The organism is Nocardia sp. NPDC050793, assembly GCF_040654065.1.
Taxonomy (GTDB): Bacteria; Actinomycetota; Actinomycetes; order Mycobacteriales; family Mycobacteriaceae; genus Nocardia.
Genome location: NZ_JBFAHG010000005.1, coordinates 556,554 through 571,928, shown reverse-complemented (window position 1 = coordinate 571,928; position 15,375 = coordinate 556,554). Strand labels below are relative to the sequence as shown.

Genomic DNA, 15,375 nt, shown 5'->3' with positions numbered 1-15,375 from the left:
CGGATGTCCACATACGGGTGAGTTGTCCACAGGCGCGAAACCGGGGGTTCCTTCACACCCCGTGTCCGGGCGAGGCTGGATACGCCCTCGCGGAGGGGGAGGAGACACCCGGAGCATCCGCACCGGGTCCGACAGGTGAAGGGGCGTGATCATGTACGAAGCGATGGCGACGGTGGTCGGTACCGTGGTGACCCAGCCGGTCAAGCGGGACCTGAGCAACGGCGAACAGGTGCTGACCTTCCGGATGGCCAGCAACTCGCGCAGGCTGGACTTCACGACGGGGGAATGGTGCGACAACGGGACGCTCTTCCTTACGGTGACCTGCTGGCGTCGCCTGGTCGGCGGCGTGGACGCATCGCTGCGGCGCGGCGACCCGGTGCTCGTCTACGGGCAGTTGCGTTCGCACGAGTACCGGACCAAGGACGGCGTCGAGCGGCGCGATCTGGAGATGCGGGCCACCGCGGTCGGCCCCGATCTGTCCCGCTGCACGGCCCGCGTCAGCCGCCGATCGGAGACCGGAGGCGGGCCCGGCGCGCTGATGCGGAATACTTGTGTCGGATCCAGCGCTGAAGACCGTGCACGCGTCGGCGAGGAATTGGGGGAGAGTGCCGCGATTGTGGCTTCCGCACCTTCCGGAAGCGCCGCACCCGAGCCCGTCGACGCCTGATCCCGCCCGTAGAACGTCGGGCGCGAGCACGGTGAATCCGGCGCGAGGATGCCCGCGTGCCGTGAGTGGCTCTGCTTCGTTCCACTGTTCCCGAGACCGATAGGCTTCCGCGTATGGCTGAGTTCATCTACCAAATGAAGAAGGTTCGCAAGGCGCACGGCGACAAAGTCGTGCTCGACGATGTCACCTTGAACTTCCTTCCCGGCGCCAAGATCGGCGTCGTCGGCCCGAACGGCGCCGGTAAATCCAGCGTGCTGAAGATCATGGCCGGACTGGACCAGCCGAACAACGGCGACGCGTTCCTCGCGCCGGGCGCGACGGTCGGCATCCTCCAGCAGGAGCCGCCGCTGAACGAGGAGAAGACCGTGCGCGGCAACGTCGAGGAGGGCCTCGGCGAGATCAAGGTGAAGCTCGATCGCTTCAACGAGATCGCCGAGCTCATGGCCACCGATTACTCCGACGAGCTCATGGACGAGATGGGCAAGCTCCAGGAGTACCTGGACCACGCCGACGCGTGGGACGTGGACTCCCAGCTCGAGCAGGCCATGGACGCGCTGCGCTGCCCGCCGCCGGACGAGCCGGTCACCAACCTCTCCGGTGGTGAGCGCCGCCGGGTCGCGCTGTGCAAGCTGCTGCTGAGCAAGCCCGACCTGCTGCTGCTCGACGAGCCGACCAACCACCTCGACGCCGAGTCGGTGCTGTGGCTCGAGCAGCACCTGGGCCAGTACCCGGGCGCGGTGCTCGCCGTCACCCACGACCGGTACTTCCTGGACAACGTCGCGGGCTGGATCCTCGAGCTCGACCGCGGCCGGGCCCACGGCTACGAGGGCAACTACTCCGTGTACCTGGAGAAGAAGGCGGAGCGCCTGGAGGTGCAGGGCAAGAAGGACCAGAAGCTGCAGAAGCGGCTGAAGGAAGAGCTCGCCTGGGTGCGGTCCGGCGCCAAGGCTCGCCAGGCCAAGAACAAGGCGCGCCTCGGCAGGTACGAGGAGATGGCGGCCGAGGCCGAGAAGATGCGGAAGTTGGATTTCGAGGAGATCCAGATTCCGCATGGTCCCCGTCTGGGCAACGTGGTCGTCGAGGTCTCGCACTTGGACAAGGGTTTCGGCGATCGCCAGCTCATCAAGGATCTGTCGTTCACCTTGCCGCGCAACGGCATTGTCGGCGTCATCGGTCCGAATGGTGTCGGTAAGACCACCCTGTTCAAGACCATCGTCGGACTCGAGCAGCCCGACAGCGGTGAGGTGAAGGTCGGCGAGACGGTCGAGCTGAGCTACGTCGACCAGAACCGCGCGGGCATCGACCCGACGAAGAACGTGTGGCAGGTGGTCTCCGAGGGCTTGGACTTCATCCAGGTTGGCAGCCAGGAGATGCCCTCGCGCGCGTACGTGAGCGCGTTCGGCTTCAAGGGCCCGGATCAGCAGAAGCCCGCGGGCGTGCTCTCCGGTGGTGAGCGCAACCGCCTGAACCTGGCGATGACCCTCAAGCAGGGTGGCAACCTGATCCTGCTCGACGAGCCGACCAACGACCTCGACGTGGAAACCCTCGGCTCGCTGGAGCACGCGCTGGAACAGTTCCCCGGCTGCGCCGTGGTCATCTCCCACGACCGCTGGTTCCTTGACCGCACCTGCACGCACATCCTGGCGTGGGAGGGCGATTCGGACAACGAGGCCAAGTGGTTCTGGTTCGAGGGCAACTTCGAGGCGTACGAGGCCAACAAGATCGAGCGCCTCGGCCCGGAAGCGGCCCGCCCGCACCGGGTGACGCACCGCAAGCTCACCCGCGACTGAGCAATTCCCGTCGACGGGGCGATCATCGCGCATCGCCCCGTCGCACGGCCTCTTCGTCGAAGAAACTGCGGAGTAATAAGGCGCGGGGGCGCGCGCACTCGAAGGAAATTCGGTCCGCTCCCTCTCGCCCGCGAAACCGGCTGCGTTTACTTTCGTCTCTGCTGCGACTATGCGCCGTTTCAGGCGGACTTCCACCGCCGGCGCGTATAGGGTGGGAACCGTGCATGCGCAGGCGCTGTCCGGGCAATGGGTCCTTCCCACCGCGATCGCGTCTACGTGACGTTGCCGGTCCGATCGGGTGCTGTGCCGAGATCATCGACCTCGGCAATTCAGCGGCGAACGCACGGTATCGGTGAACACCCTGCAATTGGAAGGGAATTCACCCGCGCGTCAGCACGGCACAGTTACCCTCGGACCGGCGTCACTTTGTTGCGGAACCGAATCCGAGGGAGTTGGCGAAAAAATGACGGTCTCGTCCGAATTGTCCGGTGCGTCGTGGGTCGCGAGTTTGCCGCAGTCGCTGCGCGGTGATCTCGCTATCCTCGAGGAGGCGTATTTCCGCCACGTCGACACGGGCGATGTGGACTGTGCGATCACTGGCATCACCCAGATTTTCCGGCGGCACCTGGAATTGGCCTTGACGCGCCAGACCGGTCGCGCCCTGGTCCGGGTCTATCACCCGGACGACGGGTCAGGGCTGGGCGCCGCAGTCCAGGTCGTGACCGACGACATGCCGCTGCTGGTCGAATCGATCACCTCGTCGCTGAGCCGGACCGGAGTGAGCGTCAGCGAGGTCATCCATCCGATCTTCGAGGTGGAGCGCGACGCCGACGGCCGGCTGACCAGGGCGGTGCCGCACGAGGTCGACGCCAACGGCTCGATGCCGCTGCGCGAGTCGTGGATGCACCTGCAACTGCATCCGTCGACCAGCCGCAGTCAGCTCGAGCGCATCGAAGACTCCATGCCGGACGTGGTCGCCGACGTCCGGCAGGTCATCGGTGACACCGAGGCCATCAGGACCGTTCAGAGCGCCTTGGCCGACGATCTGGAAAAGGCGGCGAAATCCGGCATCGCGCCGTTCCCCGCGACCGATCTGGTCGACTGCGCCAATCTGCTGGGCTGGCTCGGCGAGGGTAATTTCACGGTGCTCGGCTACGCCCGCTACCGCCTCAGCACCGAGGGCGAGAAGACGGTGTCGAATCCGCTGCCCGGCACCTGCCTCGGCGTGCTGCGCCCGGACGTCGGCACCGATTTCCGTGTCCCGGTCAACGGCGCCGATCGCCCGCTGCTGACGCTGATCCAGGGACTGGTGCCCGCCACCGTGCACCGCTCGGTGTACCCGTATTTCGTCGGCGTCGCCGATTTCGACGCGTCCGGAGCGATCATCGGCGAGCACCTGTTCATCGGCGTGTTCACCGTGACGGCGATGCACGAGAACGTGCTCGACATCCCGATGATCGGTCGCCGGGTGCGCGCGGTGATCGAGGAGAGTGGTTTCGACCTGGACTCCTTCTCCGGCCAGGCCATGCTCGAGGTCATCCAGAGCTTCCCGCGCACCGAGCTGTTCTCCTCCGACACCGAGACCATGCGGCGCACCGCCAGCGCCGTGCTCAATGTGGGACTGCGCCGCCAGGTCCGCCTGTTCTTGCGCCAGGACACCTACGGCCGGTTCGTGGCCTGCATGGTGTACCTGCCGCGTGATCGCTACACCACCCGGGTGCGGCTGGAAATGCAGGAGATCCTGGTTCGCGAACTGGGCGGCGTCTCCATCGACTACTCCGCGCGGGTGAGCGAAAGCGAGCTCGCCAGTGTGTATTTCACCGTGCGGATGCCCGATGTCGAGTTCACCGCGCCCGCCGTGCCCGACGAGGAGCCCGCCGTCGCCGACACCTCCGAAGCCAACCGGTTGCGCATCCAGCGCCTGCTCGCCGAGGCGAGCAACACCTGGGACGACCATCTCAACGACGAGGTGAGCACCTCGACGGTGCTCGACCCCGCCGTGGTGCAGCGCTACTCGGCCGCCTTCCCCGAGGGGTACAAGCAGGACTTCAGCCCGGGCCGGGCCCTGCGCGACATCGGCAGGCTGGAGCGCTTGGCCGAGGGGGCCATCGCTCAGCACCTCTACCGCAAGCCGGAATCGGAGCCCGGCTCGTGGCGCTTCACCCTCTACATCGGTGGCACCGGCATTTCGCTGAGCCAGGTGCTTCCTGTGCTGCAGAGCCTCGGTGTCGAGGTGGTCGACGAGCGGCCCTATCAGATCCTGCTGGAGCCGACCGTTCCCGGCGGCCCGAGCGTGGAGCGCTGGATCTACGATTTCGGCCTGGTGGCCCGCCCCGAACTGCTGCGCAGCTCCCTGGACCGGGACCTGGACGCGGAACTGCTGGAGTCCCCGGCGCGGGCCGACGCGCTGGAGGCGGAGGTGCGCGGGCTGCGGGAACGCTTCATCGATGCCTTCGAGGCGGTCTGGTACGGCCGCGCCGAGGCCGACGGACTCAACGAACTCGTACTGCGGGCGCGGCTGCCGTGGCGCGCGGTGTCGATCCTGCGCACCTACGCGAAATACCTTCAGCAGGCCGGTTTTCCGTACAGTCAGGCCAACATCGCCCGGGTGCTGCTGACCTCTCCGGACGTGGCGCGGTTGTTCGTCGACCTGTTCACCGCGCGCTTCGATCCGGATACCGTCTCGGCCGAGTACGCCGCGGAACTGGGGACCCAGCTGCGCGCGCGCATCGACGAGGTGGTGAGCCTGGACGCCGACCGCATCCTGCGCGCCATCCTCGGCCTGGTCAAGGCGACGTTGCGCACCAACTACTATGTGACCGACGCCGATGGCATGTCGCGCGACTTCGTCTCGATGAAGGTCGAGCCGCGTGAGATCGCCGAACTACCCAAGCCGCGACCACAATTCGAGATCTTCGTGTACTCGCCCCGGGTCGAGGGCGTGCACCTGCGCTTCGGCCCGGTGGCGCGCGGCGGCCTGCGCTGGTCGGACCGCCTCGAGGATTTCCGCACCGAGATCCTGGGCCTGGTGAAGGCGCAGGCGGTGAAGAACGCGGTGATCGTCCCGGTCGGCGCCAAGGGCGGATTCGTGGTGAAGCAGCCGCCTGCCGCGACCGGCGATCCGGTCGCCGACCGGCAGGCGCTCGGCGCCGAAGGCGTCGCCTGCTACCGCACCTTCATCTCCGGCCTGCTCGACCTCACCGACAATGTCGACCTGGCCACCGGCCGGGTGCTGCCGCCCGCCCGGGTGATCCGTCGCGACGGCGACGACACCTACCTCGTCGTCGCCGCCGACAAGGGCACCGCGACCTTCTCCGACATCGCCAACGACGTGGCCCAGCGCTACGGATTCTGGCTCGGCGACGCGTTCGCCTCCGGCGGCTCCGCGGGCTACGACCACAAGGCCATGGGCATCACCGCCAAGGGCGCGTGGGAAAGCGTGAAGCGCCATTTCCGCGAGATGGAGATCGATACCCAGACCGAGGATTTCACCGTGGTCGGGATCGGCGACATGAGCGGCGACGTGTTCGGCAACGGCATGCTGCTCTCCGAGCACATCCGCCTGGTCGCGGCGTTCGACCACCGGCACATCTTCCTCGATCCGAATCCGGACGCGGCGCGGTCGTACCGGGAGCGCCAGCGCATGTTCGCCTTGCCGCGGTCCTCGTGGGCGGATTACGACGCTTCACTGATCAGCGCGGGCGGCGGCGTCTGGGATCGCACGGTGAAGTCCGTTCCGATCAGCCCGCAGGCGCGGGCAGCGCTCGGCCTCGGCGACGAGGTCGAGTCGCTTGCGCCGCCGGAGCTGGTGCGCGCGATCCTGCTCGCGCCCGCGCAACTGCTGTGGAACGGCGGCATCGGCACCTACATCAAGGCGAGCACCGAATCCAACGCCGACGTCGGCGACAAGTCCAACGACGCGGTGCGCGTCAACGGAAACCAGTTGCGGGTCAAGGTGATCGGCGAGGGCGGCAACCTCGGCGCCACCGCGCTCGGTCGCATCGAGTTCACCCGCACCGGCGGCAAGATGAACACCGACGCGCTGGACAACTCCGCGGGCGTCGACTGCTCCGACCACGAGGTCAACATCAAGGTCCTGCTCGACGGCGTGGTCAGCGGGGGGCTGCTGCCCGAGGAGGAGCGCAATCCGCTGCTGGCGTCGATGACCGACGAGGTCGCCAGGATGGTGTTGCGGGACAACGTTTCCCAGAACTTCCTGATGGGCATGTCGCGCTTCGAGGCGCCGCGCATGATGAACGTCAACATGCGGCTCGTCGACGAACTGGAACAGCGCCGCGGCCTGGATCGCGAGCTCGAGGCGCTGCCCTCCGACGCGGAGATGAAACGGCGGCAAGAGGACGGCGGTGGCCTGTGCTCGCCGGAACTGGCCAATCTCATGGCGCACGTGAAGCTTTCGCTCAAAGTCGATCTGCTCGACTCGGACCTGCCGGATATGGCCTACTTCGCGGCCCAGCTGCCGGAGTACTTCCCGACGCCGCTGCGGACCCTTTTCGGCGGCGCCATCAAGAAGCACCGGCTGCGCCGGGAGATCGTCACCACCATGATCGCCAACGAGGTGGTCGACTACGGCGGAATCAGTTACGTGTTCCGGCTGACCGAAGAAGTGGGGGCGACCACCGTCGACGCGGTGCGCGCTTTCGCCGCGTCCGCCGAGATCTTCGACCTGCACACCATGTGGGCGCGGATCCGCTCGGCCGACGTCCCCATCTCGGTGCGCGACGAAATGGAGCTGGAGACCAAGCGCACCCTCGACCGGGCCTCGCGATGGCTGCTCAGCAACCGCCCGCAGCCGATCGCGGTCGGCGCCGAGATCAACCGGTACAGCCGGGGCGTGCGCGAGCTGTCCTCGAAGGTGCCCGGCTGGTTGCGCGGCCACCACGTCGCGACGCTGACCGATCAGTCCGCCGAGTTGATCGCGCGCGGCGCGCCGACCGACCTGGCCACCGAGGTGTTCGACCTGCTCAACATGTTCCCGCTGCTCGACGTGCTCGACATCGCCGACATCACCGACCGCGACGGCGAGGAGGTCGGCGCGCTGTACTACGCGCTGAACGACCACCTCAAGATCGATTGGCTGCTCCAGGCGGTGAGTCATCTGGAGCGCGGCGACCGCTGGCACGCGCTGGCCAGGCTGGCGTTGCGCGACGACATGTACGGTTCGCTGCGCTCGCTCACCCTGGACGTGCTGTCCGCCGGTGAACCGGAGGAGACCGCCGACGAGAAGATCGCCTACTGGGAATCGAAGAATCAGTCCAGGCTGGGTCGTGCGCGGGCGGCGCTGGCGGAACTGTTCGAATCCGGCGCGCACGACCTGGCGACGCTGTCGGTGGCGGCGCGGCAGGTGCGCAGCATGGTCAGCGGTGTCGGCGCGCAGTCGGAGGTGCCGCGCTAGGAGTCCCTCCGCTGCGTAGACGATGGCGCACGGCGGGGTTTGCACCGAGACGGTGAGACCCCGCCGACCTCCCCCGGCAGGACTCGTCCGGCCGAGATTGCGATACTGGTTGTCGAAGATCGGTCTCGGTCCGGGCGCGCCCCGGGTCGCAGTGTCGGAGTTTGTCGGATTTTCCAGACCCACGATCTCGCCTCGTCTGCCTGTTGCGGCGCCGCAGCGTGTGCGTCCTGGTGGGTGACTGGGCGTCCACCGGAGGTACCACGCAGTGACGAATTCGTTGAACGGTGACCGGAAGGCTCACGGTAGTTCCGTGCTACTGCCCAAGCGTTTTCACGCCAAGGTCGAGATCCGGTGGTCCGACATGGACGTGTTCCAGCACGTCAACCACGCTCGAATGGTGACGTTGCTGGAAGAGGCGCGTATCCCGTGGCTGTTCGACGACGGCCGCCCGACCGTGTCGCTGCGGACCGGTTGTGTCCTCGCCGACCTACACGTGCGCTATCGCGGACAGCTGCGCCACGAGGACACCCCGCTCGACATCGCGATGTGGATCGAGCAGTTGCGGGCAGTCGATTTCACGGTCGGCTACGAAGTGCGGGCCAACGGCGCGGCGCCGGATTCGCCGCCCGCGGTGCTCGCCACCACCCAGCTCGCCGCGTTCGACATCGACACCCAGCGTCTGCGTCGTCTCACCGACCCGGAGCGTGCGTACCTCGCCGAGTGGATGGACAAGTGACCGCGGCGTGCTGAGCGCCGGTCCTCTGACGACAGAACGGTTGTGATGGCTGAGCAGCGCGTGCTGCACGTTTCCGATCCGGCCGAGCGCGAGAATCTGGCCACCTTCCTGAGCAGGGCGGTGCGGCTGGACCCCGCTGCGGTGGTGCGGCTGCGCCGTCGCGGCGAACGCTACGTATCCGCATGGGTGGCTACGGGTTTCGAGGCGCTCGCGGTGCGGACGGTGGTCGCCGAACTCGGCGTGGACGATGTGACGGTCGGCGCCGATCTGGTGCTGGCGGGACTGACGACGGGCAGCCCGATCGACCTGGGGTACTCGATGGACTCGGCGTGGCGCGGTGCGCTACCGCCGGTCGACGGATTCGCGCACGTCGACGATGTGCCAGCACGCACTCTCGTCGAATTGGCCGAGCGCGGTGCGGCATTGGCCAAGGAACACGGCAGCCAGCACGGGCCGCCCGCCTCGCTGCTCGACCAGACCGTGCTCACCGTCTCGGCCGCCGACACCGCGGTGGAGGTGCCGATGCGCGTCGTCTTCGCGCTCACCGCAATGGATTTCATCCCGCACTCCGGTGACAAGGCCGAGTCCCGCCTCATCTCGCCCGCCGAGATCGTGCGCGTGCGCGCGACACCCACCTGGCTGCGTCTCGACGCCCGCTACGGTTCGGTCGCCCGTCGCCGCGCGGGCAGCATCCCGCTGCTGCCCAGTTGAACCCGCCGCGCGAGGGGCTTCCGAGCATCCGCGAACCGCGGCGTCCTCGTCGCTGACTGCTGACTGCTGACCGCCGAGTGCTGACCGCCGAGTGCTGACCGCCGACCGCCGACCGCCGACCGCCGACCGCCGAGTGCCGACCGCCGAGTGCGCGACTGGCGACCGCGCGACCGCCGACCGCCAACTGGCGACGAGCGGCCATCGACGGGCGACTGGTGTCAGGGCACCCCGATGAGCCGTAGCACGGCGGTTGTCGCCGCGGCCGCCAGGATGACGATCAGCAGTGGACTGCGCCGCCACGCGAGGAACCCGCCCGCGACCACCCCGGCGGGCAGCGCGACGCCGACGTCCCCGGTGCCGATCGGCAAGGTCGTGACGGCGACCAGCGCGGCGAGCAGGACGACCGCTCCGATCTCGAGCAGCTGGCGGGCGCGCTCCGGAAAGCGCACACGGCTGCGCAGCGTGGGCCCGGCCCAGCGGAACGCGTAGGTTCCCGCGGCGAGGGCGATCACTCCGGCGGCCAGCATCATCGGGATTCCCCCGGTCCGCAGTCACAGGATTCGCGGGCAGTGTTGTCCGGCACTGTGCCGGCGTCGTGCACGGAGTCGCCTGTCGCACCGCTCGCGTCGGTCGCGGAGAGCCGGTCGTCGCTCGCAGTGCGTCGACCATGGGCACCGAAGCTGTCGGTGACGACACCGTGCCCGTTGCTCGTAGGTCCGTGCACGTCCCGCGCGGTGCGTCCCAGCGCGATCGCGGCGAAGAGCACACCGGAGAGGGCGAGCAGCACCGGCAGCCCCGCGGGCAGGAACGGCGCGCTGAGCACCGCGACGGCCGTGCCGACGCAGACCGCGCCGAACGTGGTTCGATCGCGCAGCGCGGGAACGACCAACGCCAGCAGCACAGCCGGAAACACCGCGTCCAAGCCGAACACCGAGGTGTCGGGCACCACCGTGCCGATGAGCGCGCCGAGCGCCGCGCCGCCCGGCCAGGCGAGCAGGACGCCGAGTCCGCAGGCCCAGTAGACGGCGCGGCGGCGGTCTGGCGCGGATTCGGCGAGCGCCATCGCGACCGCCTCGTCGTTCATGACGTGCACGCCGATCAGACGCCGCCATCCGGTGCCGACGACGTCGGGCACCGACAACCCGTAGGGCAGATGTCTCGCATTGACCAGCAGCCCGGCCAGTGTGGCGGCGATCGGACTACCTCCGGCGGCGACGATGCCGATGAACAGGAATTCCGCGCCGCCCGCGAGCACCACGGTGCCGAGCAGGACCGGCAACCACACCGGGAAACCCGCGGCCACCGCGGTCGTACCGTAGGACACGCCGATGACGCCGACCGCGAGGCAGACCGCCGCGATGCCGGACAACGTCTCCCGGTCCAGTGTTCGCCATATCGAACGCATGTAGCTTATAGTGAACATGGCAGGCCGGTTCGTCAATATGGTTTTCTGTTGGGCGGTTCGGACTCGACGGGAGCTGGGAATGGCGCGGAACCACACGACGACGGCGACGCCGCAGGCGGTGATCGCCGCCTCGCTGCGCCGCGAGCGCACCCGCGCCGGGCTCTCCCTCAGCGAGGTGGCCAACCGGGCGGGCATCGCGAAATCGACGCTGTCGCAACTGGAATCGGGGAGCGGAAACCCGAGCCTGGAGACGCTGTGGGCGCTGTGCGTGGCGCTGGACATGCCGTTCTCCCGGCTGCTCGACCCGCCGCGGCCCGCCGTTCAGGTGATCCGCGCAGGCGAGGGTCCGGTCGTTGCGGCCGAGCAGTCGGAATACCGTGCCACGCTGCTCGCGTCCGGTATGCCGAACGCGCGCCGCGACTTGTTCCGGATCACCGCCGAACCCGGCCACCCCCGGGAATCGGACCCGCACATCCCCGGCGTCGTCGAACACGTGCTGCTGGCGACGGGCCGGGCGCTGGTGGGACCGATCGAGGCTCCGGTGGAGCTGGGACCGGGCGACTACATCGCGTACCCGGGCGACGCGCCGCATGTCTTCGAGGCGCTCGAACCCGGAACCTGGGCGACGCTCGTCATCGAGTACGGCTGAACCTCAGGCCGCGCCCTCGCCGAGGTACTGCAACCAGATCGGATCCAGGTCCGAGGTCGTGGACAGCAGCCGCCAGTGCGGCCCTTTCGGGGAGATCAACGGCGACCGCAGCGTCCAGCCCAGCTCGCTGAGCAACTTGTCCGCTTTGCGGTGGTTGCACGGCGCGCAGCTGGCCACGCAGTTCTCCCACGAATGCTCGCCGCCGCGGCTGCGCGGGATGACGTGGTCGATGGTCTCGGCCTTGCCGCCGCAGTAGCCGCAGCGATAGCGGTCGCGATGCATGAGCGCGGCCCTGGTCATCGGGACACGGGCGCGATAGGGGACGCGCACATAGGTGCGCAGTCGGATAACGGAGGGAACGGCTACCTCGGCCCCGGCGGAATGGACGACCGGTCCTTCGGGATTGTGGTGCACGGCGTCGGCTTTGTCGCAGATGAGCAGGACGACGGCACGGCGGGCGGACAGCGCGGTGAGCGGCTCGTAGGTGGCGTTCAGAAGCAACACCCGGCGCTTCAACCAGTTGGCGGTCTCGGACTGGACCGGCGTGAGGTGGTGGCCGTAATCGACGCGATGAGGAGCCTCACCGGGGCGATGCGGTGTCCCCGGATGATGGTCGGACAAGATGTGCAGCGGAGTAGCCCCCGACCCACGATTGTGGACGTCGGCGGGCTGGAGTTGTCGGTGGGTCCTGGCCTCGTGTGACCGGCCGTGCCGCTGCTTCATGTGGGTGGCCCCGATTTCGTCAGCTTCAAGATCATGTGGTATCTCCCGCGGAGACTGCCACCAATATGACCATGGAACACGCCTCATTGCACGGTGATTTCGCACAATGTTGGGTTAACTGCCGCTGAAGAGCCGCCGCTCCGCTATCTGGACCGCCGTCGCTCGGTCCGTCCTGCCGTGGCCTCCCGCTCCGCGACGGGCACAATGGAGTGCGGGATTCGACCAATCGAGAGGACCTGATGAGTTCGGGCGAGCAGACCACGACGTCGTTCTACGAGGCGGTCGGCGGCGCGGAGACCTTCCGGCGGATCGTGGCGGTGTTCTATCGCGAGGTGGCCGCCGACGAGATCCTGCGCCCGCTCTATCCGGAGGAGGACCTCGGCCCCGCGGAGCGGAGGCTGCGGATGTTCCTCGAGCAGTACTGGGGCGGTCCGCGCACCTATTCCGACGAACGCGGCCACCCGCGGCTGCGCATGCGGCACATGCCGTTCACCATCGGCCCGCTGGAACGCGACGCCTGGCTGCGCTGCATGCGGATCGCGGTCGCCGAGATCGAGCCGGACGTCCTCGACGACCAGCGCCGCAAGGAGCTGCTCGACTACCTGCAGATGGCGGCGTACTCGCTGGTGAACGCGCCGATGTGAGGCGCGGCGCCGACCCGGCGGGCCGCGAATTATTCGCTGTGAATTTGCCAGATGGTGGGATATGTCCTCGCCCGAGGGGAATTCGCCACATCGCTTTGGCACTATTACGAACGTGACAGCTACACCTGCCGCGCAGGCGCCGGCGGATCGCAGCGGCCGAGAGTGGTGGCGATCCGCCGTGTTCTACCAGGTCTACCCGCGTTCCTTCGCCGATTCCGACGGCGACGGCATCGGTGATCTAGGTGGCGTCCGCGAGAAGCTCGGCTATCTGGAACTGCTCGGCGTCGACGCGCTGTGGATCTGCCCGGTGATGCGCTCGCCGATGGCCGACGGTGGCTACGACGTCGCCGACCCGCGTGACATCGACGCCCTCTTCGGTGGCATGGCCGCCTTCGACCAGCTCCTCGCCGAGGCGCACGCCCGGCGACTCAAGGTCACCATGGATCTGGTGCCGAACCACACCAGCCGAGAGCACCTCTGGTTCCAAGCGGCGCTGACCGCCGCGCCGGGCAGCCCGGAACGGGCCCGCTACATCTTCCGCGACGGGCGCGGGCCCAACGGCGACGAACCGCCCAACAACTGGCCGAGCATCTTCCGCGGCCCCGCCTGGACCAGGGTCACCGAGCCCGACGGCACGCCCGGCCAGTGGTACCTGCACCTTTTCGCACCCGAGCAGCCCGACCTGAACTGGGAAAACCCCGAGGTCGTCGCGGATTTCGAGCACACGCTGCGCTTCTGGCTCGACCGCGGGGTCGACGGGTTCCGTATCGACGTGGCGCACGGCATGGCCAAACCGCCCGGGCTGCCGGACATGGAGACCGTGTCCACCGAGATGCTGATCCACGACGACGCCGACCCGCGCTTCAACAACCCCGGCGTGCACGACATCCACCGGCGCATTCGCAAGGTGATCGACGAATACCCGCACGCGGTGTCCATCGGCGAGGTCTGGGTCGACGACAACACCCGCTTCGGCGAGTACGTGCGATCCGACGAACTGCACCTGGCCTTCAACTTCCGGCTGGCCGAGACCGCGTTCACCGCCGACGCGGTGCGCCACGCCATCGACAACTCGCTGGCCGCTGTCGCCCCGGTCGGCGCCACGCCCACCTGGACGTTGTCCAACCACGACGTCGAACGCGAAGTCACCCGCTACGGCGGCGGCGCGGCCGGATTGGCGCGGGCCAGGGCGATGATCCTGGTCGAGCTGGCACTGCCCGGCTCGGTGTTCGTCTACAACGGCGGCGAACTCGGCCTGCCCAACGTGGACGATCTGCCCGAGGACGTTTTGCAGGACCCGATGTGGGAGCGGTCGGGGCACACCGAACGCGGGCGCGACGGCTGCCGGGTGCCGATCCCGTGGGAGGGCGAGCGGCCGCCGTTCGGGTTCACCGCGGGCGAGTCGTGGCTGCCGATCCCGCCGGAGTGGGCCGCGCTGAGCGTGGAGGCGCAGCTGGAGGACGTCGGATCGACCCTCTCGCTGTACCGGATGGCGATCCAATTGCGCGGTCTGCGACCGGAATTCGCGGGGCCACGGATCGAGTGGTACGGCAGCCCCGCCGGATGTCTCGCCTTCCGCAGGCCCGGCGGGCTGGTCTGCGTGCTCAACGCGAGCACGGCGCCGATCCCGCTGCCGCCCGGCGAGCTGCTCTTGGCCAGCGCGCCGCTGACGAGCGGGCACCTGCCGCCCGACACGGCGGCCTGGCTGGTCTGATCCCGGCTCGCGCGGTGAACGGGATGCCGCGGCCGGGTTTCGACATGGTGCGAGTGGACGACCGGTCGAGCGTCTACTACACAGCATCGTCTACCGTAAGGCCGTGAGCATTCTCGAGACAGTGCTGATCTTCGTCGGCATCCCGCTGGTGATCTACGCGGCGATCGCCGGATTGTCGTTTCTCGGTAAGCCGCTGCCCGGCGAGAAGCCGGTTCACTTCGAACTGGGACAGAAGTGGACCGCGGCGCCGGTGCTGTGGAGTGCTACCGACGAGGTGACCGGACACGGCCACCACACCGCTGAGTCGCATGGCAGCCATGCGGCTATCGAATCCGCCCAGGTTGAGCTGATCGGAGGCCGGGCAAGTGGCAAGTTCTAATTGGCCCGCGGTGGTCGAGGCCGACCTCCCGCACGGGTACGCCCTCACCAGCAGCGGACGCGTGTCCGGTGTGCACGAGGCAGGCGATGTCTTCAAGGAAGCCCCATTCAGCGATGAAGAGCGGCTCGCCATGGACAACGTGCTGACCGAGGCGACCAGGGCGACCAAGGTGCGCTTCAACGTCTTCGTCGGCGATCTCGGCGCCGACACGGCCGCGGGCGCGGACCAGCTCTTCCCCTCGACTCCCGAGGCGGCCCGTTCGGTGCTCATCGCCGTCTCGCCCAACGAGAAGGCGATCGAGGTCCGCTCCGGCCACGAGGTGGCCGACCGCGCGAACGATCGCGTCTGCCAGCTCGGCGTCACCGCCGCGCTCAGCTCGATCCGGCAGGGTCAGCTGATCGACGGCCTGATCTCCGCGGTCCGCGTGATGGCCGCCGCCATCGGTCGCTGACCCCACACGTCACCAGCGTGGGGGGGGGGCGGGCCGCCCGGGGGGGGGGGGGGCGCCGCGCGGGGGGCGGGGGGGGGGGGGGGGCGGGGGGGG

Annotated in this window: 13 protein-coding genes; 10 read left to right on the top strand and 3 right to left on the bottom strand. The window is 68.4% G+C overall.

The genetic code is table 11. From position 1 onward, the window contains the following. Nucleotides 1-151 precede the first annotated feature (151 nt). The 5 genes from AB0H50_RS20860 (at nucleotide 152) to AB0H50_RS20840 (ending at nucleotide 9,317) form a co-directional block, all read left to right on the top strand. Nucleotides 152-667 carry a single-stranded DNA-binding protein gene (locus AB0H50_RS20860; protein ID WP_357455362.1) on the top strand — a complete coding sequence of 172 codons (516 nt, stop codon included), beginning with the start codon at nucleotides 152-154 and terminating at the stop codon, nucleotides 665-667. Nucleotides 668-780: 113 nt separating this feature from the next. After that, complete coding sequence (gene ettA, locus AB0H50_RS20855) at nucleotides 781-2,457, top strand: energy-dependent translational throttle protein EttA (RefSeq protein WP_357454921.1); 1,677 nt, start codon at nucleotides 781-783, stop codon at nucleotides 2,455-2,457. Nucleotides 2,458-2,920: 463 nt separating this feature from the next. After that, on the top strand, nucleotides 2,921-7,870 hold the full coding sequence (locus tag AB0H50_RS20850; protein WP_357454918.1) for an NAD-glutamate dehydrogenase: 4,950 nt from the start codon (nucleotides 2,921-2,923) through the stop codon (nucleotides 7,868-7,870). A gap of 361 nt (nucleotides 7,871-8,231) precedes the next feature. Next, complete coding sequence (locus AB0H50_RS20845; protein WP_357455359.1) at nucleotides 8,232-8,606, top strand: thioesterase family protein; 375 nt, start codon at nucleotides 8,232-8,234, stop codon at nucleotides 8,604-8,606. Between the two features lie 45 nt (nucleotides 8,607-8,651). Beyond that, the gene (locus tag AB0H50_RS20840) at nucleotides 8,652-9,317 is read left to right on the top strand and encodes a hypothetical protein (RefSeq protein WP_357454915.1); all 666 of its coding nucleotides are present in this window, start codon (nucleotides 8,652-8,654) and stop codon (nucleotides 9,315-9,317) included. Nucleotides 9,318-9,535: 218 nt separating this feature from the next. Here the strand turns inward: AB0H50_RS20840 and AB0H50_RS20835 are convergent, their stop codons facing one another. Then, nucleotides 9,536-9,847, bottom strand: coding sequence for an AzlD domain-containing protein (locus AB0H50_RS20835; RefSeq protein WP_357454912.1), 312 nt, complete (start codon nucleotides 9,845-9,847; stop codon nucleotides 9,536-9,538). Further along, entirely contained in the window at nucleotides 9,844-10,722 is an 879-nt protein-coding gene (locus AB0H50_RS20830) for an AzlC family ABC transporter permease (RefSeq protein ID WP_357454909.1), read from the bottom strand. The genes AB0H50_RS20835 and AB0H50_RS20830 overlap by 4 nt, the downstream gene beginning before the upstream one ends. A gap of 79 nt (nucleotides 10,723-10,801) precedes the next feature. Between AB0H50_RS20830 and AB0H50_RS20825 the strand changes: the two genes are divergently transcribed. Continuing rightward, nucleotides 10,802-11,371 (top strand): XRE family transcriptional regulator, encoded by a 570-nt coding sequence (locus AB0H50_RS20825; protein ID WP_357454906.1) that lies wholly within the window; start codon nucleotides 10,802-10,804, stop codon nucleotides 11,369-11,371. A gap of 3 nt (nucleotides 11,372-11,374) precedes the next feature. Here AB0H50_RS20825 and AB0H50_RS20820 read toward each other — a convergent pair whose 3' ends face one another. Continuing rightward, nucleotides 11,375-12,094, bottom strand: coding sequence for an HNH endonuclease (locus AB0H50_RS20820; protein ID WP_357454903.1), 720 nt, complete (start codon nucleotides 12,092-12,094; stop codon nucleotides 11,375-11,377). A 239-nt stretch (nucleotides 12,095-12,333) separates the two neighbouring features. Between AB0H50_RS20820 and AB0H50_RS20815 the strand changes: the two genes are divergently transcribed. From AB0H50_RS20815 to AB0H50_RS20800, 4 genes are all read left to right on the top strand, one after another. Next, nucleotides 12,334-12,738: a globin gene (locus AB0H50_RS20815; RefSeq protein ID WP_357454900.1), complete on the top strand. Its 405-nt coding sequence runs from the start codon at nucleotides 12,334-12,336 to the stop codon at nucleotides 12,736-12,738. Between the two features lie 178 nt (nucleotides 12,739-12,916). After that, complete coding sequence (locus tag AB0H50_RS20810; protein WP_357455357.1) at nucleotides 12,917-14,452, top strand: glycoside hydrolase family 13 protein; 1,536 nt, start codon at nucleotides 12,917-12,919, stop codon at nucleotides 14,450-14,452. 103 nt (nucleotides 14,453-14,555) lie between these two features. Next, the gene (locus tag AB0H50_RS20805; RefSeq protein WP_068062429.1) at nucleotides 14,556-14,831 is read left to right on the top strand and encodes a hypothetical protein; all 276 of its coding nucleotides are present in this window, start codon (nucleotides 14,556-14,558) and stop codon (nucleotides 14,829-14,831) included. After that, on the top strand, nucleotides 14,818-15,282 hold the full coding sequence (locus AB0H50_RS20800; protein ID WP_357454897.1) for a DUF5130 domain-containing protein: 465 nt from the start codon (nucleotides 14,818-14,820) through the stop codon (nucleotides 15,280-15,282). The genes AB0H50_RS20805 and AB0H50_RS20800 overlap by 14 nt, the downstream gene beginning before the upstream one ends. Nucleotides 15,283-15,375 lie beyond the last annotated feature (93 nt).